Source organism: Brevibacillus ruminantium, from assembly GCF_023746555.1.
GTDB lineage: Bacteria > Bacillota > Bacilli > Brevibacillales > Brevibacillaceae > Brevibacillus > Brevibacillus ruminantium.
In genome coordinates, this window is sequence record NZ_CP098755.1 from 2,845,269 (window position 1) to 2,865,233 (window position 19,965).

At 48.0% G+C, this 19,965-nt stretch carries 17 protein-coding genes and 1 riboswitch; of the genes, 7 read left to right on the top strand and 10 right to left on the bottom strand.

All coding sequences use genetic code 11. From position 1 onward, the window contains the following. Positions 1–203: 203 nt before the first annotated feature. The gene (locus NDK47_RS14020) at positions 204–1,070 is read right to left on the bottom strand and encodes a C40 family peptidase (RefSeq protein ID WP_251870388.1); all 867 of its coding nucleotides are present in this window, start codon (positions 1,068–1,070) and stop codon (positions 204–206) included. 157 nt (positions 1,071–1,227) lie between these two features. Here NDK47_RS14020 and NDK47_RS14025 point away from each other — a divergent pair, with 157 nt between their 5' ends. Both NDK47_RS14025 and NDK47_RS14030 read left to right on the top strand, forming a co-directional pair. Beyond that, entirely contained in the window at positions 1,228–1,914 is a 687-nt protein-coding gene (locus tag NDK47_RS14025) for a response regulator transcription factor (protein WP_251870389.1), read from the top strand. A 24-nt stretch (positions 1,915–1,938) separates the two neighbouring features. After that, positions 1,939–3,363: a sensor histidine kinase gene (locus NDK47_RS14030; protein ID WP_251870390.1), complete on the top strand. Its 1,425-nt coding sequence runs from the start codon at positions 1,939–1,941 to the stop codon at positions 3,361–3,363. A 10-nt stretch (positions 3,364–3,373) separates the two neighbouring features. On the opposite strand, the gene NDK47_RS14035 is transcribed toward NDK47_RS14030, so the two are convergent. Together NDK47_RS14035 and NDK47_RS14040 are read right to left on the bottom strand one after the other, a co-directional pair. Further along, a protein-coding gene (locus tag NDK47_RS14035; protein ID WP_251870391.1) for an IS3 family transposase occupies positions 3,374–4,722 on the bottom strand; the annotation gives its coding sequence in 2 pieces (ribosomal slippage) (positions 3,374–4,278 and positions 4,278–4,722; 1,350 coding nt in all). 82 nt (positions 4,723–4,804) lie between these two features. Beyond that, complete coding sequence (locus tag NDK47_RS14040; protein WP_251870392.1) at positions 4,805–5,281, bottom strand: hypothetical protein; 477 nt, start codon at positions 5,279–5,281, stop codon at positions 4,805–4,807. 140 nt (positions 5,282–5,421) lie between these two features. On the opposite strand from NDK47_RS14040, the gene NDK47_RS14045 reads away from it, so the two are divergent. After that, positions 5,422–5,628, top strand: a complete 207-nt coding sequence (locus NDK47_RS14045; RefSeq protein ID WP_251870393.1) for a CDGSH iron-sulfur domain-containing protein — start codon at positions 5,422–5,424, stop codon at positions 5,626–5,628. Positions 5,629–5,708: 80 nt separating this feature from the next. Here the strand turns inward: NDK47_RS14045 and NDK47_RS14050 are convergent, their stop codons facing one another. The 5 genes from NDK47_RS14050 to NDK47_RS14070 all read right to left on the bottom strand — a co-directional run bounded on the left by NDK47_RS14050 (position 5,709) and on the right by NDK47_RS14070 (position 11,199). Next, on the bottom strand, positions 5,709–6,068 hold the full coding sequence (locus NDK47_RS14050; RefSeq protein WP_251876157.1) for a Lin0512 family protein: 360 nt from the start codon (positions 6,066–6,068) through the stop codon (positions 5,709–5,711). 322 nt (positions 6,069–6,390) lie between these two features. Continuing rightward, positions 6,391–8,685 carry a 5-methyltetrahydropteroyltriglutamate--homocysteine S-methyltransferase gene (metE, locus tag NDK47_RS14055; RefSeq protein WP_251870394.1) on the bottom strand — a complete coding sequence of 765 codons (2,295 nt, stop codon included), beginning with the start codon at positions 8,683–8,685 and terminating at the stop codon, positions 6,391–6,393. 157 nt (positions 8,686–8,842) lie between these two features. Further along, positions 8,843–9,041: riboswitch (cobalamin riboswitch) on the bottom strand. 341 nt (positions 9,042–9,382) lie between these two features. Beyond that, the gene (tnpA, locus tag NDK47_RS14060; RefSeq protein WP_251870395.1) at positions 9,383–9,853 is read right to left on the bottom strand and encodes an IS200/IS605 family transposase; all 471 of its coding nucleotides are present in this window, start codon (positions 9,851–9,853) and stop codon (positions 9,383–9,385) included. A 215-nt stretch (positions 9,854–10,068) separates the two neighbouring features. Further along, positions 10,069–10,269 (bottom strand): hypothetical protein, encoded by a 201-nt coding sequence (locus tag NDK47_RS14065; RefSeq protein WP_251870396.1) that lies wholly within the window; start codon positions 10,267–10,269, stop codon positions 10,069–10,071. Between the two features lie 15 nt (positions 10,270–10,284). Further along, positions 10,285–11,199 carry an aldo/keto reductase gene (locus NDK47_RS14070; RefSeq protein ID WP_251870397.1) on the bottom strand — a complete coding sequence of 305 codons (915 nt, stop codon included), beginning with the start codon at positions 11,197–11,199 and terminating at the stop codon, positions 10,285–10,287. 397 nt (positions 11,200–11,596) lie between these two features. Between NDK47_RS14070 and NDK47_RS14075 the strand changes: the two genes are divergently transcribed. Further along, positions 11,597–11,911, top strand: coding sequence for a DoxX family protein (locus NDK47_RS14075; protein ID WP_407653440.1), 315 nt, complete (start codon positions 11,597–11,599; stop codon positions 11,909–11,911). A 68-nt stretch (positions 11,912–11,979) separates the two neighbouring features. Here the strand turns inward: NDK47_RS14075 and NDK47_RS14080 are convergent, their stop codons facing one another. Together NDK47_RS14080 and infC are read right to left on the bottom strand one after the other, a co-directional pair. Further along, positions 11,980–14,304 (bottom strand): S-layer homology domain-containing protein, encoded by a 2,325-nt coding sequence (locus NDK47_RS14080; RefSeq protein ID WP_251870399.1) that lies wholly within the window; start codon positions 14,302–14,304, stop codon positions 11,980–11,982. A gap of 212 nt (positions 14,305–14,516) precedes the next feature. Next, entirely contained in the window at positions 14,517–15,002 is a 486-nt protein-coding gene (gene infC / locus NDK47_RS14085; protein ID WP_251870400.1) for a translation initiation factor IF-3, read from the bottom strand. Between the two features lie 182 nt (positions 15,003–15,184). On the opposite strand from infC, the gene NDK47_RS14090 reads away from it, so the two are divergent. From NDK47_RS14090 to NDK47_RS14100, 3 genes are read left to right on the top strand one after another with little or no spacing between them, the layout of a single operon-like run. Further along, complete coding sequence (locus NDK47_RS14090; protein WP_251870401.1) at positions 15,185–16,789, top strand: SWIM zinc finger family protein; 1,605 nt, start codon at positions 15,185–15,187, stop codon at positions 16,787–16,789. Continuing rightward, positions 16,786–19,638, top strand: coding sequence for a DEAD/DEAH box helicase (locus tag NDK47_RS14095; RefSeq protein WP_251870402.1), 2,853 nt, complete (start codon positions 16,786–16,788; stop codon positions 19,636–19,638). The genes NDK47_RS14090 and NDK47_RS14095 overlap by 4 nt, the downstream gene beginning before the upstream one ends. Before the next feature lie 10 nt (positions 19,639–19,648). Further along, complete coding sequence (locus NDK47_RS14100) at positions 19,649–19,819, top strand: hypothetical protein (protein WP_251870403.1); 171 nt, start codon at positions 19,649–19,651, stop codon at positions 19,817–19,819. Positions 19,820–19,965 lie beyond the last annotated feature (146 nt).

Below are 19,965 nucleotides of genomic sequence, written 5' to 3' on the forward strand. Positions count from 1 at the left end.
AGCAAACACCCCTCTTAACGATAATATGATCAGGTGTAATAACTTGATGAAAGACACTTGTCTATAAGTATAATTAAAAGTACTAAGTATTGCAAACATTTGGAATTAAAGGAGATCATTAGTGGCCAAAAAAAATACTGCCGATCCGATGACCGGCAGTATCCCCCTCTTCTCAGTCAGGCTGTATGATTTTCACTTGATACCTAGATAACGCGACGTGCAATTTCAAATCGCTTCTCCCAGGAAGTGCCGCGGAATGGCGTGGTGGTCACACCCGGTTTCCCGTACGTATGAAGCAGGGTATTGTTTCCTGCGTAAATCGCTACGTGCGTAATGCGGGGCGATGAGCTTCCATAGCTGCGGAAAAAGACCAGGTCGCCTTTTTGCAATTGATCCTTGGAAACCTTCTTCCCTACTTGGGATTGCTGGCGCGAGTCGCGAGGCAATGTGATCCCGGCCTCTTTAAAGACTCTTTGCGTGAATGATGAGCAATCAAATGTACTGGTCGTATTTTTGCTGGAGCCAAATTTATAGGGAACCCCTTTATAAGCCAACCCGTTTGCAATAATCTGATCTGCCAGACTTGACGAAGACGCGCTTTTCTTTACCGGAGCCGAGAGCGTGCTGGTATTGTTGGTGTACGACTGCTGGTCAGAATTTATGGTGCTATTTTGATTTTTCGCGGCAAACAGATAATTGTTTGGGGCGAACTGATTGAAGGTGTACGCAGAAGTATCAATCTTCTCTCCTGGTGTTGCTTCCCCCCTATAAATTGCAGCACGATCCCCATATGTTGCGGTATCTGCGTTGCTTAAATTTTGATTGTCCCAGGCTTGCTGACCTTGATCGCCGTAATGTTGATCATCTGCCGTCACTTGATTATTGTCATCATTTCCCTGAATCGTCTGATTTTTTTGCTCCTGCATCATTTGAAGCCAAAAATCGTGCTGAGAATGGTGCTTGTGCGCTCCTTCAGCCCCTGCATAGGCTTGTCCTCCGAACAAAAGAGAGGTTCCCATCAAAAGTGCTACTACCGTGTTTGTTTTCCCTTTCCAGTTGCGCTTTGTCATCATCTTTTCCTCCTCTTGTAGGGAAATGGATCTGAGCTTTTCTTCGCTTTTCATTCTACGGTAGAAAACTAAGATTCCCGGTAGAATTTGATTAGAATTTGATGAGAACACTGTTGGTAGGATTTTTTTCCGATCAACCCAACAGGAGTTGGTTCAGATGAGTTCCCCGGAACACAAAGGGCATGTGCTGCTGATCGAGGACGAAAGGAATTTGGCCCGGTATTTGCAACTGGAGCTTGAGAATGAAGGCTTTCGCATCGATGTCGTCCATGATGGCGTCTCCGGTCTGGAAAAAGCTTTCGAACAGGAGTACGACTTGATTTTGCTGAACATCATGCTACCGGAGTTGTCTGGCATCGAAGTATGCCGCCGAGTCCGGGAAGCCAAGGATGTCCCGATCATCATGATCACCGCGAGAGGAGAGGTTCCCGACATTGTGACCGGTTTGGACAGCGGGGCCAACGATTATTTGACCAAACCCTTCGCCATCGAAGAATTGTTTGCGCGAATACGAGTGCTTTTGCGAAATCGGGAGCCATCCACTCCGGCGGATATCACGGTTGGGGATCTGTGCATTCAGCCTGCCGCTCGCCGCGTATTCCGCGGGGAGGAAGAAATCGAATTGACCCCCCGTGAGTATGACCTGCTTGCCTATCTCATTCAAAACAAAGGACAGGCGTTGTCCCGTGAACAAATTCTCTCATCTGTTTGGGGGTTTGATTTTATGGGCAATACAAATGTGGTGGATGTGTATATCCGATATTTGCGCAACAAGATTGAAAAAACCGGTTCCCCCAAACTGATACATACAGTCCGGGGTATTGGTTATACCCTGCGGGAATGACAATCTGAAAAGGTGAACCATGACATGTGGCGAAGAGGCTTTCGACGAAATACGTTAAAGTGGCGGCTTACCTTGTTGTTTACTTCGGCCATGCTCTTATTACTGCTCTTCCTCTCCGTGTTTGTTTTCTGGAGTACCTCCAGGCTCGTCACCCAGCATGAACAGCGATTGCTTGACCAAAAAACGTCGGCGATCGTTTCTGATTTACAAACGATTAGCTACGAGACCGTCGTCGATCCCTCTTATTTGAACGGACTGCTTATCAATTTTACCGATGTCAATCAATCCATTTTGCTGCTGGACCTATCCGGAAACAAACTGGCTTCCTCTGTCGGGGCAGACTGGAATGTTGATGCGAATGACTTTGGGGAGACCATCCTCCAATCCAAGCAAACCATCATGCTGCCCTTCTCTGCTTCTCCCCTCATCTTGCAGGTCATGGAAAAAACAGTGCCGTTAGCATCTTTTTTCCAAATCCTCTCCACCATTCTTTTTTTCTCCTCGCTGTTTACCATTCTGCTCTCTGGCGCAGGAGGGTATATGCTGAGTACCTGGGGGCTGAAGCCGTTGGACGAACTGATTGCACAGATCCACTCGATCTCTCCCAGCCGCCTGTCCCAGCGACTCCGTCATCAATATGTAGAGAACGAGATCCATGAATTAATCGAAGCGTTTAATCAATTGCTTGATCGCGTGGAAGAGGCGATGGTCATGCAGAAGAATTTCGTCAGTGATGCTTCCCATGAGCTGCGCACTCCTTTGATGATCATCGACGGGTATGCAAGCCTGTTGCAAAGATGGGGAAAAGAAAAAACGGAGATCAGGGAAGAAGCCTTGGGTGCCTTGCGACAGGAATGCGAGAGATTGTTTCGTCTGGTTGACGACCTGCTCGCACTGGCCAAGCATCAGGATGTTTCACGGACAAAGGCCGTCTTCTCTCTCCAACCATTATCGCCTCTGCTCGAAGAGGTCAGGCTGGCGTGGATGCCTATTTACTCCCGCAAGCTTTCTCTATTTTTTGACTGGGAAGAAGATCTCTGGCTGGTCATGGATCGTGAGCGGATCAGACAGCTTTTCGATATCCTGTTAGACAATGCGTACAAGTATACGGAGCAGGGACAGGTGAAGGTAACCGTTGACAGTGACGAGGAATGGATTCACATCTGTGTCGAGGATACCGGAGTCGGAATACCGCCGAAGGATATTCCATTTGTATTCCAGCGGTTTTATCGGGTGGAAAAATCCCGAAATCGGAAAAAAGGCGGCAGCGGGCTTGGTTTAGCTATTGCGCAAGATATCGTCGATGAGCACAACGGAATGATTCGGGTCGAGCCTTCACCCGGAAAAGGGGTCCGTGTCCATGTTTCCTTAAAAAAGGTGGATGACTCCAAGGAACCTGGCACCGAAACAAAAACGCTCTCCCCCTGTGAAGTGACCCCAAAAAGTTAGACAGTTTTTATTAAGCAGTGCGCAAGGTTTGAGTTCGGTATTGCACTGGACTCAGACCTTTTAATTTTGTCTTGATTCGCTTGTTGTTATAGTAATCGATGTATTTTGCTAACTCTCGTTTAAATTGTTCCACACTTTCAAACTCTTGCGTATATAAGAATTCCGATTTTAAAGTTCCAAAGAAACTCTCCATCACAGCGTTGTCATAACAGTTTCCTTTTCGCGACATGCTCTGGGTGATGTTATTGTCTTTCAATACCTGTCGGTATTGGTTCATCTGGTAATGCCAACCTTGATCCGAGTGAATCATCAATCTGTCTGTAGCGGTTAATCGTCGACATGCTTGTTCCAACATTTTAGACACAAGAGAATATCTTGGTCTTGTATCAACGGTATAAGCGATAATTTCTCCGTTATACAAATCTAACATTGGTGATAAATAGAGCTTTTCACCAAATAACTTAAACTCAGTTATATCTGTTACCCACTTCTCGTTTGGCTTTTCTGCATGGAAATCTCGGTTCAATAGATTCGGTGCTGTCTTGCCAACTTTCCCTTTATACGAGCGATATTTTTTCATCCGAACTATGCTTTTTAAACCTAACTTGTTCATTAATCTCTGAACTTTTTTATGATTTACCAGATACCCCAGAATCCTCAGTTCATGCGTAATACGGCGGTACCCGTAGCGCCCTTTATGTTCATGGTAAATGACCTGAATCACTGCTTTTAATTCAGCATGTTTATCTGGACGATTGTTCATTTTCACATAGTAATAGTAGGTACTGCGTGGAATGCCAGCGAATTTCAGTAAAGCTTTTACAGGGAATTCTGTCCTTAGCTCAAATACTACTTGCGCTTTGTCTTGCTTTGTAATTTTTCCTTGCTTTGAACTAAGGCATTCAACTTTTTTAGGTAAGCATTCTCCATGCGTAAACGCTCTACTTCTTCCCGTAATGCCTCGACTGAGCCCTCAACAGGTATCCCCTTTTTAGTTTCTTTTTTCATGGTTGGACGCCCCTTTTTCTTCGATTGTAGGGCGTCTATTCCGAGTGAATGAAATTGTATTCTCCATTTCCGGATTAAAGCAGGAGAGGTGATTTGGAAAATGGCAGCAGTTTCATTCGGAGACGTCCCAAAATGATTCATATAATTGAGTACGTCTAGTTTAAATTGGGCGGAGTAGCTTGTATAGGATTTTCTAAATGCTTCTACACCATTGTGCTCGTATTGCTTCACCCAATTTCGAACGACGCTTTCTGTTGTACCCAGGGTCGTAGCAATCGATTCATAACTCTCTGTACCATCTAAATAGCGTAGAGCCGCCGACAATTTATCGTCAGCTGTAAATTTGGCCATAGAAAAACTGCACCTCCAAATGTTAGATATGTCTAACAAATGGGGTGCAGTTCACCTGAGGAAAGAGCGTTTTTCTGATTTTTTACTTGGGTTGAAAACCTTCTTCGCGCAAATAGCGTTCCGCTTCCTTGTAAGATTCAAAGGCTTCTTCCAGATTGCCGTTTGCGTAGACATTCCACAGCTCATCTTCATTTGCCAGCAGCAGGGTTTGGTTATGCGGCCCGACCCAAACCTCCTGATCCATTCCTTTCTCTTCTTCCGTCCTGGAGGCTGGCTCCGGTTTGCGGGAGAGATAGTCGATGGAGTCTCTGATAATCTTGCGAAGTGCATCTGCATCATACTCCCGTATATTGACCATGCCTTTGGGATCGGTCGCTTTTTTCGGCAGATGACCGGCGTAAACAAAGCCATTGCCATTGGGATGGAGATGATGAACAACGATTTTTTTGTCATGTACACTCTCTTCGAAGTGAAAGTTGTAGCGACCGAGCGATACCGCCTTCTTATGTAGTTCCGGGAACGATTCAATAATAGCCAGCTTTTCCTCAAAAGTAAGCATTTCTTCCTCCAACCATCCAGTTTCATTATCAATGATCCACACATTATATCACAGTGGAATAGAGGATTACCAACGGGGAATATCCCGCTTGCTGACGGGGATACTAGTTCCCAAAACTATTCTTGCGGGGTGGCAGCAGCATGACAGATGAAAAAGTAACGATGAAAGTCAACGACAACGGCTCAATCAGGGTCACGGGTGATGTTGATCTGGTAGATGCAGTGGGTGGCCGTTTTCAGGTCGGCTCGACGTTTTCCCTTTGCCGCTGTGGCCAATCAGGGATCAAGCCATTCTGCGACGGCACGCATAAAAAAATCGGTTTCGAGAGTGCACCGCGCGCTACCTAGCTGAAAGTCCACTCCTCCTTTTCACAATGCAAAAAGCCCGGCTCTTTACCTTTGAACCGGGCTTTTACAATCCATTGGTCTTAATAGCCTACCTCGACAGAAGCGATCACCACATAAGCCAAATCATTTTTATCTTCTTTGTCTGAAAGGACCACGCCACTGCTCGTCAGCATACCTCCGTCGATGACCTCAAAGGTAACAGTCCCGTATGGCAATTCAGCACGGACAACATCCAGTTCAAGCTTGTCCTTGTCGGCTGGGACGGCAAGCCGGACATTTACTTTCATTTGATGAATGTCTTGATTCGGCAAGACCGAACGTAAGCCTGGCATCGAGTTATGGTGGATGGCATTATGTACGGCGCGGACTGCCGCTTTGGTAACGTTTTGACCGTGCAAATCAATACCCATTCCGATTTCAATAAACATGACTTTCTCCAACACGAAATCACTCCTCTTTATGCACCTACCCGTTGCCTCAGGTGATTGTTACATGTTCATCTTATCATGTTTTCTCAGAAAAGGAGCAGATCATCACTCCGCAGGGTTGCCATCTGTTGCACTCTGCTTTTGATTGAAAGCGGCGCTAGAAAGATACTTTCGATTTCATCCATACTGCAGCAAGGACACTGATAGCTTATCTCATTTTCCTCAACAGATGCTATCTCTTTTTCCTCCGTATAGCCACACCATTGACATACAAAATACTCAGTCATTCTATCATTCCCATAGGTCATGCGAATGCAGATGGTTTTAAATACGCTCATGGTTGTGCAGATGTCAAACGATCACGAACGATGAGAGTAGCAGTCACCATATTTCGCAGGGAAGCAATCGTTTCTTCCTTGCCTCGGGTTTTGAGTCCGCAGTCTGGATTAATCCAGAATTGAGCAGGTTCTAACACTTGCAAACCGCGTTCAATCATACTGACGATTTCCTCGACAGAAGGAATGCGCGAACTGTGGATGTCGTATACCCCAAGACCAATCTCTTTTTCGTAGGCATGTTCATGAAACGAAGATACCAATTCTCCATGACTTCGAGATGTCTCTATGGAAATGACATCAGCATCTAAATCACGTATCGAATCGATAAAGTCGTGGAACTCGCAGTAGCACATATGTGTATGAATTTGCGTGTTGTCTTGAACGGAGGAAGTGGTTAGGCGAAACGCCTTGACGGCCCAATTCAAATAATTTTCCCAAGCAGACTTCTTCAGTGGCATACCCTCCCTCAGGGCTGGTTCGTCTACTTGAATCATCTGGATACCGGCAGCCTCCAGCGCTTCCACTTCATGTCGCAATGCAAGTGCAATTTGATAGGCTACCTGTTTTCTTGATATATCGTCACGCACAAATGACCAATTGAGGATAGTCACGGGACCCGTAATCATTCCTTTTACCGGTTTTGTGGTGAGCGATTGAGCAAATTCGCTTTCTTTCACTGTCATTGGCTCAAGAAATTCGACATCTGCGTAAATGATCGGCGGTTTCACACAACGTGATCCGTACGATTGCACCCAACCATTTTTCGTAAAGGTGAACCCTGCCAGCTTCTCTCCAAAAAACTCTACCATATCGGTCCGCTCAAACTCGCCATGAACAAAGACGTCGAGTCCAATCTCTTCTTGAATCTTGATCCATTTTTCAATTTGTTCCTGGATGAATTCTTCGTAAAACTCCGTCGTCCACTCGCCCTTTCGCCATTTTTGTCTGGCCTGTCGAACTTCCAAGGTTTGCGGAAAGCTTCCGATTGTCGTCGTGGGAAGCAAGGGAAGCTTCTTTTCTTGCTGTTGTTTCTTCCGACGCTGTACGAAAGGTGACTGACGCTCAGCATGCTGGTGTCCCAGATTGGCTACAGATTCATGTACTTTTAGTCGGTTTCTTTCTGGAGACTGCGCCAAATTAGATAAAGCCGTTTGACTTCTGGTGAACTCCTCTATCGTCGCGTTTTCACCAGAGCGAAATCCATTGAGTAAGACTTGAATTTCATCCAATTTTTCATCAGCAAAAGCCAAAGCCTCTTTGACAAGGGGATCAAGTTGCGTTTCTTGATTGATGCTAACAGGGACATGGAGTAAACTGCTGGAAGGTTGGAGCCATACACGATCCTCCGGAACAGCGCTCGTAATAGTTCTCAAAAGTTTCCATTTGTGAGGGAGGTGCGAGCGCCAAATATTTCGACCGTCTACCACACCGATGCCAAGTACTTTATCTTCTGGAAATCCGCACGTTGTAAGATACCGGAGATTCTGTCCGATGCCGTGAACAAAATCCAATCCAATACCCTGAACGGGAAGGTTGATCACATCGGGGTAGAATTCTACGGAATCAAAATAGGTTTGCAGCATAATGTTCAGATGGGGTGCTGCTTCATGAAGCTGCTTGTAAATGTATGACACGGTTTCCATCTCCTCTTTACTGAGAGAAGAAACCAAAATCGGCTCATCCAGTTGAACCCATTCCACCCCTTCTTGCTCTAACTCCCGTAAAATTTGCTGATACAACGGGACGAGTTGCAAGATAAGGGCTGGTAATTGTGCAGGGACATATCCCTTTGAAAGTTTGATAAACGTGTATGGGCCGACGATGACAGGCTTTCCTTTGATGCCAAGCTTCTCTTTTGCTTCGCGATAAGCAAGAAGGGGCTTGTTTTCTGTTAAGGTCGGAGTCCTGTCGCCAATCTCTGGAACAATATAGTGATAATTTGTGTTAAACCATTTTGTCATTTCACACGCGATCGCTTCTTGACTGCCACGCGCCATAGCAAAGTATGTCTGAAGTGGAACAACTCCACCTTCATAAGGAAACCGTTTTGGGACCAAGCCAAACATGACAGCCGTGTCCAGCATATGATCGTAACATGTAAAATCACCGACAGGGATATAATCGATCCCTTTCTCTTTTTGCTTCTGTAAGTGATGGAGTCGAATCTGTTCCATCTGTTGAAGGAAGTTGGATTCTTCTAATGTTCCCGCCCAAAATGCTTCCAGAGCCTTTTTCCATTCACGGTTTTCTCCTATACGTGGATATCCCAGGTTACTGCTTTTGATACTCATCTAAATACCTCCCCATACAAATAGTCTTTGCGTTACTCCAATAGAAAAAGGCATCTCTAACGTTCAGAAAGAAAGTTAGAAATGCCTAAATAAGCAGTGAAGTTTCACGCACTACTGCCATAGTGGATCTAACACCTCCCTATCTCCCGTAGGTCTTGCAGTGTTGTCGAAACAGGCAGGTCTCCTGACTTAAGGCTCATCATCAGCTGCATGCCTTCCCAATCCTGATGGATCAGTGGCGACTTCCTGCGCTGACTCCCCTTTTACAGTGGCGGGACCGTGTCGGATTTGCACCGAACTTCCCTTTTCATCCTTGAACGTTACTCACTCAAGGAACCTGTTTCCAGTTATTCAATTGATAAATGTACTCGCCCTCAATTATAAACTGAGCAAGATGTAAAAATATAAACTATCCACACAGGAATAGTATATATTTCCATTATCTTAATTGAATTGGTTACAAATTTCAATCATTTTTAACGATGCGATGCGTTCCGACCCGAAATCGATAGTCGGCTGTGTTGCTTTTCTCGGTTTCAAGTCAACGATCGTCTCGACTGAAAGTGAGTCATAACCACCGGCTTAGCCGGTGGCTTCCATTAGCCCTATAAGGGCATGTTACAAGCAAGCGCCTCAAAGGCGCCCTGAAAGTCTGCCAACCGCGTGTTGCCTCGGGCAGCCCCTGAAAAGGGGCTCCTTACCTGCCCTTTTTCACCGACTCACCCGTAAACGGATCGATCAGCTCTTTCATCGTTAATTGTTCATAGTTCTTGTCCTCCACTAATTGGTTCCGAATATATTCCTCAATTACCTTTTTGTTTCTTCCTACTGTATCTACGTAGTACCCTCTGCACCAAAATTGACGATTTCCATATCGGTATTTCATATTTGCAAACTTATCAAAGATCATCAATGAACTTTTTCCTTTTAAGTAACCCATGAACTCGGACACGCTTAACTTAGGCGGAATACTCACTAACATGTGAATATGATCCACGCAAGCTTCCGCTTCAATGATCTCCACTCCTTTTCGTTCGCATAACTCCCGTAAAATTTTCCCTATCTCTCTCCTCAATTTCCCATATATCACTTGTCTTCGGTATTTCGGAGCAAATACGATATGATATTTACAGTTCCATTTGGTATGTGCTAGACTGCTCTTGTCCATCCTTTGTCCTCCTGTGATAAGTGTAAGCGGTTGGCAGACCGGCTCTCATCTTATCACCGAGTTCAAAGGATGACTACTCATAGCTATAAGCTTTCCCGAACCCCCAGTCTAACTGGGGGTTTTCTTATACAAAAAATAACCCTGCAGGCATTTCTTGCCTCACAAGGTTATGTTTGAGCGTCCAATGGGCTGTTCAAGCTGGAGCCACTTCTCGGCTATATGTGATTGGCAAACAGATAGGAAAGGAACAGATAGGCGCTCAGGACAGTCCCGACCATGAACAGGACACCGCTTTTCACTTTCTTTTGCACCAAATGGAGAAAACCGAAGCAAAACAGAACGCCGGTAACGCTAAAAAACGCGATGCCCAGCCAAAATACGTTCCATGGTAAAAGTGACAAATCGATATTCGCCACAAAAACACCGCCTTGCTATATATTTTGAGGGTGATCCCCGGACACCAGTTCCGCAGCTTTTGCATTTGCCTCTACCTGAGCAGGGCTTTTGCAGCCCGGAATGACCGCTGTGACTGCTGGATGCTTCAAGCACCAGGCGAGCGCCCACTGCGCCATGTCAACTCCTGGAGGTACTTCTTTGCTTTTGATCTCTTCCGCTTGCTGAAGCAAGGAAAGCACACGCTCCTGATCGTGATTATGCCGTACATCATTGGTGCCAAACTGAGTGCCCGGCTTGTATTTTCCGCTGAGATACCCGCTCGCCAGCGGCACCCGAGCAAGCACACCGAGATCTTGCTCCTGGCAAAGGGGGAGCACTTGCTCTTCCGGCGCTTGATCCAAACGGTTGTAGACGACCTGAATGGTTTTGGCGTTTACCTTTGAAGCTGATGATGTTTGGTGTACCTGATTGTTTTTCGCGATGGACAGACCGAGATGACGGATTTTTCCCGCAGCTATCTGTTTGTCCAGCATGGTCCAAAGCTCATCGTTGTCAAAGGCTTCGTCAGGACCGGAGTGGAACTGATACAGATCGATATAATCTGTCTGCAAAGCGCGAAGGGACGCATCCAGCTGCTTCAGAACATCATCAGCGCTGTAGTCGTTGGTCCGCGTAAATTTGTCATGAAAATGATGACCGAATTTCGTCGCAACCACCCAATCTTCGCGGCGATCCTTTCGCAAATAGCCACCGATCAGTTGCTCAGACAAATGATCGCCATAGCATTCCGCGGTGTCGATCAGATTGATTCCCATTTCCTTCGCTTTGTCCAGAATGTGGTCGACTTCTTCCTGAGTGAAATCATGACCCCACTCTCCTCCAAATTGCCAAGTCCCGATACCAATGACGGATACGTTCAATTCGGTTTTGCCGAGTCTACGATATTTCACGAACACCCCTCCTCTATCATTCTCCTCCAACGTTTGGAGATCGCAGCCATTATGGCAGGAAACCTTATCATACAAGAAGATACTCTCGATCGCTCTCCGCAAATCAGCGGACTGCATGCAAAGGGAAACACGTTTGGATGACAGCCCACAGTAGTAGTATACCTGAAGGATCTGAGCTTCTACCAGTCGGCTCTTGCGTTTGAATTCTACAAAACAATGAATTTAAAAAAGTCTCTTGACTGGAAAAGGGTACCTCTGAAATAATACTTACAAGTAACATTACTTTTAAGTAATTTAATAAATTTGCGTGCTTGTCGGTCTATGTCGGCAAGACGCCATTCAAAAAGGAGGGTCTCGATTGATCCTGAAGCTCATACAGGCTCTGCTGGCAGTATTCATGGGTACGGGCGGCCTCATCAAGATTGCCCGTGTTCCTTTTCAAGTCGAGCACTGGAGTCACTATCAATATCCCCTGTTGTTCATGACCGTCGTCGGACTGCTGGAGCTGATCGGAGCAGTCGCCCTGGCCGGAGGCTTCTGGAACAAAAGCCTGGCAGTGGCAGCAGGTGTACTCTTTATCCCCCTCATGCTCGGGGCGATCCATGCTCATCTCTTCCGTGCCAGGCAACCGATCATGACGATACTTCCTTCTTTGTTAACCCTTCTTTTCTCTGTACTCGTGATTTATTGCAATCTAACGACTCTCACCTAAAAAAACAGGTGCAGCCACGTATTGGGCTGCACCTGTTTCTCGAATCATTCCGTTATCGCTTTGCTCGCCTATCGTTTATTGACGACGATCAGATAAACCTGTCCGTCGGCATTGACCCACAGGTCGATGTCATCGGTTGTTTTCACAGCGCTGTCTTTCAGGTCCGAACCGTCGTAGTACTTGATCTGGGCATCCTTCGTCAATTTGAGGCTGGTCGACACATTGCTGAAGAATACGTATTTGTCTCCGTTTACGCGCGTTTCAAAGCCAATGAAGGAGACCCCTTCTTTGTCCAGTTTTCCTTGGGTGGCGGCTTTTTTCACGTCCCCATCGCGAGTCAGGGTCAGTGTCACGAGGTCAAACTGTTTCACCTTGTCGATGACGTCAGCATCCTCAACGGTATAGGTTTTTCCATCGACAACTACTTTGGCAGATTTCACGGAGCCGTTTTCTTTTCGCACCTCTACAGTATCCACCACACCGCTCACCGTTTTCTCTGCACCTGTCACGGCTTTGACCTTGCCGTCGTTATTTAAGACCAACGTATACTCTTTGTCGTTCGTGTCCGCATTGGATTCGATCGTGACGCCAGAGAGCAGGACGTAGTCTTTTCCGTTTACGGTAATGGTTTTCCCGGATTTATCCGTTACATAGCCTTTTACGGTTTGCTTTTCGGCTGTCAGCTCAACGATGTTATTGGTTCCGAGATTGTATTTCCAACTGATGATTTGATAGTCATCGAGTTGTCCTTCCTTGATGGATGTAGCAGATACCGTGCTTCCATCGATAGTCAGCTTGGCTGTGGTCAAAATATCGTAGACCTTCCCGTCTACTTTGATTGTTGCCAGTGTTGCCGGGCTACCCGCGGCATAGGCCGTTGTGCTCGAGACCAATTTGCCTGCCGACACGCCGACACCTTGCTCAATCTTGATCAAATTGCCTTTTTCGTCAAAGGTGAGAACGGCTGTCTTGCCGTCAAGCAAGTCCTCCAGATCGGACACTTTCTTCTCATTTACGTAGAGCTTGGTATCCTTGAGGACGTCATAATCTTTGCCATCAAAGCGGATGATGTTGTCATACGTGTCAATCTTAATGGTTTGCGTCGTGCTCAGCTTCGTTACGGTTACCGCAGAGGCTTTCCCATCTACATCCAAGGTCAGCTCCACGAGATCTCCTTTGTCTACGTCTGCGAAAGAGCCCGTAGCTTCCTTCGCCTGCGGATGAGCTTTCACCTTAATCGCGGCGTTCGTAGTCAGTTCGTAGGTTTGATCATCCAGCTGAATCTCTCTCTTCGCTTTTGTGCCGCTCACGGTTGAGGTCTTTTTGACGATTCCTGAAACGGCGTTGTCGGAGATCGTAATGGAAATGACTTTTCCATTCTCATCCAAAACAGCAACGAATTTTTGGCCAATCTGGGAACGAGATACGGTCACACCACTCTCAACTTCCAGGACAACCTCTTTCCCGTTGACAATCGCCTTGAACTCCTTATAGCTGAGAGATGATTTCACAATCCCCTCGACGATATTGGCATCCGACGTGATCACGTTCAGGAAGGAAATCTTCCCATTTTTCACAATGTACTCAACTTGGGCACCTGTGACAATCGTGCCGTATACTTGGGCATTCCCGGCAATTTCAACTTCCGTTTTTTGTCCGGTCAGCTTCAGCTTCTGATCAGCTTTGCTGTAGCTGGCAACTGCTCCTTTGACGACAGGAAGTTTTTGGACGGTGCCGTCTGCGTTGCCGTTTTTATCGTAGTACGCTCCATTGGCGTAGACCGGCGTCTCCATAAAGGAGTCGGTGTACTTGGCAACCACATCGCGCCGGGCCGCTGCCAACGGCTGCTCTTTGGCGTCGTAGAGGCCGGTCTTGTTTGCTTCCAACAGGTAAGGATGGTACCATTCGCTGGTCGTGGAGGCGGGAACATTAATTTTCAAGCCCTGTACATAGACGGTTAATGCTTCGGCTACCTTTACGTTGTTGTTGGGTTTAAATGTGCCGTCAGGATACCCTTTGATGATTCCCTGGGATACAGCCAGGTTTATGTAACCAGTGGCCCAGTGATCAGCAGGCAAATCTTTGAATACGGTTTTTCCCTTTAGCATATTAGCCTGTTCATCCGTAAAGCCCAGGGCCAGCACCGCGATTTTGGCAAACTCTGCACGGGTAACCTCTTGCCCCGGTCTGAATGTTCCGTCGGTATAACCCTTTAAAACCCCGGCATAATTGAGTTTCAAAATGGCGTTTTTTTGCGCATTTTGGGCGATATCGGACAATGGCAAAGAGCTTGCGGCCAGTCCCGTATTGGTTACAGCCAGCATTCCGGCCAATACTGCACCGGCCAAACCTGTTCTTGCCGTTTTGGATTTCAGTACTTTGAAGTTTTGCAAGGAAACTCCTCCTACGTCATTTTGCTCTTTTCGGAATTGGCTGTATGATGGATGATATTTTGCTCATTTTTTCCAGTTGTGGGGCTGATTTGGTCATGGATATGCCAGCAAGACCACTTCTTTGGTGGTGTTTAAATGACGCTGAATTTAGGTGAAAAGTTGCACGGGAAAAGTTGGAAGTTTAGAAAAATGTAGAGATATACGTTTCACACCTACAGAGGAAGCAAATGGGCAATCACTTGTTTTCCGCTCACCTGAATCCCTTTGTCCTGTCTGCCACAATGGCGCAAATCTTTAACCAGCTGCTGAACCAATTCCTTTGCCGCCTCCGCTTCCTTTTTCTCCAACCGAACCGTAAGCTGGACCGCATCGCCAGCCTGTAATATTCGCTCCGCTTGTCTTTTTTTGGTATCGTAGTCATGATCTTCGATAAAAGCGCTGAGGCGAATCTCCTTTACCTTGATTCCTTTTGCTTCTTTTCGTTCCTTTTTCTTTTCTTGATCACGATCTGCCAGGTACTCGGCCCGACTGACGAGCTTGCATGGAGGGGGACTGGTTGCGAGTGAGAGACAGATCAGGTCGACCTTCAGTTCCTTTGCCATCTTCAGTGCGTCCCGTGTCGGGATGATTCCCAGATCTTCGCCCTGCAAGCCCGTCAGCTCAACCTCTGCAGCCTTTATTTTTTCGTTCATCAGCATTTTGCTGCACCATCCTCTGTTGTTTTGGTTCTTTCTCATTTTCTTACACTTTCCAGATTCGTCAAGCGTCAGGTATCCGTACGCTGCAGAACGGAAATGTTCCGCAGTGGCTGGTTGTTTTTCATTTTACCAGGGTTTTCGGTATAATGGAGGGATGACACTTCGCACGGAGGAGTACCTGTATGCTGCAAAAAGCGCTGTCTCGTGAACAAGTCAAGACACTGGGTGAACAAGTCCTCGTGTTCATGGAGGAGCATATCGTCGAGCGAGGATACCGCTATTTTTCGGATGGCATGGTGTTCAACGTCCAGGTGGATCAGGGGTGTTTGACCAGTGATGTGCAAGGCTCCATGACCTACCATGTTGCCATCGATCTCGGTACCTTTACCAATAGCACCTGCTCCTGTCCCTATTCCCGTTTTTGCAAACATATCGCGGCTACGTTTTTTCAGGCGTACAGTGTATTTGAAAATCCCAGAGCATTTATGAGCCGTCTGCACCAACCGCGCCCCCTGGCCTTTTCTTCGTCTCTTTTGGTGCCTGCCTATAAACATACGGTCAAAAGAAATGGAAATTCCTCCGGGATGGAGGCTGGGCGCCCTGTGTTGCCCGCTACGAGCACCGTAAGCGATTGGTGGCTGTTTCTGGACAGATGGACCCGTAATTTGCCCCAGGCGATGGAGGCGGCTCGCGCTTCTACCGAACTCTTCTCCAGCTATGAAAATGTGCAGGGAGTTACCCGTGACTGGCCGGATGACCTGGCGCAGCTTTTCTCGATTCATGCTTGCCTGTTTCATCTACAGAAGCTTCAAGAGTTCGTCAAAGAGTACCGCTCAGCGATCTGGTCCGGGGAACTGGCTCAAACGGCTGAGAGACTCGTAGAACAGTTGGAAGGCATTCTGTATTATTCGGACATTGATGCGCTGTGGCAAGAGCGGCGTTCTTACCTGGAACAGACGGCCGAGAAGCTGCGGGACTGGAAACTGACCGCTGCCTTCGATCTTTACGGCATGCTGACATACCGGTTGATCTGGTCGGATTTGCTTGTGCAAGCAGCTTGGCGCAAACAGGAAGTGGCTGACCTGTCGCAGTTGGCCGCTGAACCGACTCTCCCTGCCAGCCGTCGGAATCAATCTGAATGCATGAGAGCTCATTTCTTCGTATTGGATGGAAGAGATGAAGTTGCCCTGCAGATTTGGGAGCGGTCTTGGCACCCTCCTCTTGCCTTTTATCTCCCCTATGTAAAAAAATTCGCGAGGAATCAGGAATGGCAGCGGCTTCTTGCCTGGATCGAGAGAATGGAAGGCTTGATTGGCACCTCTGAAGGACAGGAATACCGGCTGATCACCGCCATCTGGAGAGAAGCGATGGCGAAGCTGAACCGAGCCGATGAGTGCGGGATCAGTTTGAAACGGTACCTGCCTGCCAGCTTCCACGATTACGCCGGATATCTGTTTGAACACGGACACTTTCAGCAATGGATTGACCTGCAGATGACGTATGGACAGCCCGGTGCAGAGCTGTCACTCGAACAGGAAAAAGTCATTGAGGAAAAAGAGCCTCAGCTCCTTCTCCCCCTCATGATACGGGAAATCAATCGTTTGATCGAAGAACGAAATCGCACAGCCTACCGGGAAGCGGTGAAATGCTTAAAAAAAGTACGTGCCAGTTATCACAAGCTGAATCAAACGGAGCGCTGGGAACAGTTCATGAGCCGTTTGGCAGCCAAGTATAGCCGCCTGCGCGCTTTTCAGGAAGAGATCAGGAGAGGAAATCTACAGCCATGAAAGCAGTCACTCAGATGTATCTAACCGGAGAAATGTTGTCTGACAGTCACTTCCTGATTGAAGCAACCGATGCCAGCGGACAAAGGGTCCGCCCCGATCTCGCTGCTACAGCCCTTTTCGCATGGGATGAGACGACGTATTACGGTACGTTTATCGAGCAGACTGAAAGCGGCGTTCTTCTCTCCCCGCTCCAAGCGTTGACGTTCTTTACACGGCCAAAATGGCTGGAGCATCTTTCATTTACGCTAAGTGAAAAGCTGACCGGTTATCAGGCGATGGCGCAGCGGATCAGAGAGGCGCTCCTGTCGGGCAGGGTGGTGCCGAATTTCTATGCCTGGAAGGAAGGGCGTTTTGGGTGGAGGCTTCCAGAAGCAGAGGAGCCCTTGTCGTCGGCGGGAGAGCACTGGCTCTCATCGGCACTGGAAGAGACTGTATCGAATCGCAGTGATGCCAAGCTTGCCTGGAATCAGCTGCTCCGGCATTACCCCGCTTTGCTCGTCACGGGAAACGACATGTCACCGCTGATGACAGAGGCAGAGTGGCTGCAAACGATCGGACTCCTTCAAGATCGCACGCCTTTTCGCACCTGCTTGCAATTGATTGAGCCGGAGGGGCAAGAAACAGACTGGCAAGTCAAGCTGCTTTTACAGGATCAGTCCCAACCTGATCGCATCGTCGACCTGTCTGTGATTTCGTCCTTTCCCGCTGAGTGGCATGATTTTCGGTACCGACTCCGCCATGATATCCGCAAGTGCACGGAGGTTCTGCCCTGGTTTCCCGCTTTTTTGTCAGAGGAGGCTGGAGAAATAGATGGCACGGGAATTCCCGCGTCGCATCTGTCTACGGAGGAGGCCTGGACCTTCCTGACCGATACGAGTCTCCAGCTCGTTCAGGCAGGCATACACGTGTTCTTGCCCTCCTGGTGGGAGCAGGTAAAACGGGTAAAACCGCGGGTGAAGGTAAAGGTTTCCTCCTTCTCCGGCGGAGCTGCCCCCTCCTATTTTGGCATTCGTCAGGTGATGGATTTCGAGTGGAGATTGGCGCTGGGGCCAGTCGAGCTGAATGAAGAGGAATTCCGCAAGCTGCTGGAGCAAAAACAGAGGCTCATGAAGATACAAGGGCAATGGGTGCAGCTGACGCCCAGCCTTTTTGCGCAATTGCAGGCGACCTTGAAAAAAACGAAGGGAAAACAGGCGCTGACGCTGCGGGATGTCATGAAGCTTCACCTCAGCAGTTCGCTTGAGGCAGAGGGAGCAACCCATGAAGAGACCTTGGCCACTTCTTCCTTTCCCGTCGAGGTGGAGCTGAGCCGCCATCTCTTTCAATTCATGTCTCAACTGCAGGATACAAAGCGAATTCCTCTGATCGAGCAACCGGCAACCTTTCGCGGTACCTTGCGCGCCTATCAAAAAGAGGGAGCCGCCTGGCTTTTGTTTCTGCGCCGTTTTGGGCTCGGAGCCTGTCTGGCAGATGATATGGGGCTTGGCAAAACGATTCAGTTCATTACCTATCTGCTCCAGGTCAAAGCGGATGAGCCACAGGCAGGGCCATCTTTGCTCGTCTGTCCCACTTCAGTCATCGGCAACTGGCAAAAGGAGCTGGAACGCTTCGCGCCGACCTTGTCCGTCTATATCCACTACGGAACAGAACGCAAAAAGGAGCGAGACTTTCTCAGATCGGCAAAGAACGCGGATGTGGTGATCACCTCCTACTCCCTCTCCCACCTGGATGAACAGGAGCTTTCTGGAGTAAACTGGAATACGATCTGTCTGGATGAAGCCCAGTACATCAAAAACGCGCAAACCAAACAATCGACAGCCATCCGCAGCTTGTCAGCTCATCATCGGATCGCATTGACCGGGACACCGATTGAAAACCGTTTACGAGAGCTTTGGTCGATCTTTGACTTCCTCAATCCCGGTTATTTCGGCAGTCTGCGTGATTTCTCCCAGCGCTATGTGCTCCCGATCGAACGAGATCAGGATCAGCAGATGATCGCCGAAATCCAGCGGTTGATCCAGCCTTTCTTGCTGCGTCGAACCAAGATCGATCCACATATCCAGCTCGATCTCCCGGAAAAGAATGAGGTCAATGAATACGTCACGCTGACAGCAGAGCAGGGAGCCCTTTACGAAACGCTGATCCAATCTATGTTTGACCGACTGGATCAGTCTACGCCGATGCAAAAGCGCGGTTTGATCCTCACGACGCTAACCCGCCTCAAGCAGTTGTGTGACCATCCGGGATTGGTTGACCAAGGGCCTGGTTCGGCCGATGCAAAAACGCGTTCTCCAAAGCTGGCAAGGCTGCTGGAGCTTTTGCAGGAGATTCGGCCGAAAGGTGAGCGCAGCCTGATCTTTACCCAATATCTCGAAATGGGTAGACTGATGCAGCGCGTTCTGGAAAGAGAAGGTTTTGGCCCAGTCCTGTATTTGCATGGATCAACGCCAAAGGAACAACGAGACGAGATGATCGCTCGTTTTCAAGATGCCGCCCTCCCGGCTGAGCAGCGCGCCTCCATTTTTATCCTGTCCCTGCGCGCAGGAGGAACCGGCTTGAATCTGACCGAAGCCAACCATGTTTTCCATATCGATCGCTGGTGGAATCCTGCCGTTGAGAATCAGGCAACGGATCGCGCCTATCGTATCGGGCAGCAGCGAAATGTTCAGGTATATAAATTTATTTCGCTGGGGACTATCGAGGAACGAATTGATGAGATGATGGAACGGAAGAAGTCACTCAGTCAACAAATCGTAGGAAATGGAGAAAACTGGATTACTGAGTTGTCTACAGATGAATTGCGCGAACTGTTTTTGCTCCGCCGTGAATGGCTTGAGCTGAAAGGATAGGTGACGCCTGATGGAAGACCTCGAGTGGGACTTGCAACATGAAGATGACCCGAATCGTCCGATCGCTGAGTCCTCTGAGCAGGATGCCGGAAAACGCTCGAAAGATAAACAGGAGACGGAATTGCCCCGAGCATGGCGGCAATTCTACGAAGCGTTGAGAAAAACACTTGGAGACGCATGAAGTATTGGTAACTACCACTCGGAATGACGGCTTTTGTGCCCAAGTCCGTACGCGGGATGACGGCTTCGAAGCTTCAAGTCTGTAGAAGGATGAGGGCTGCTTAGCACAAGTCCGCACGCACGATACACTCCATATACACAAAAAAT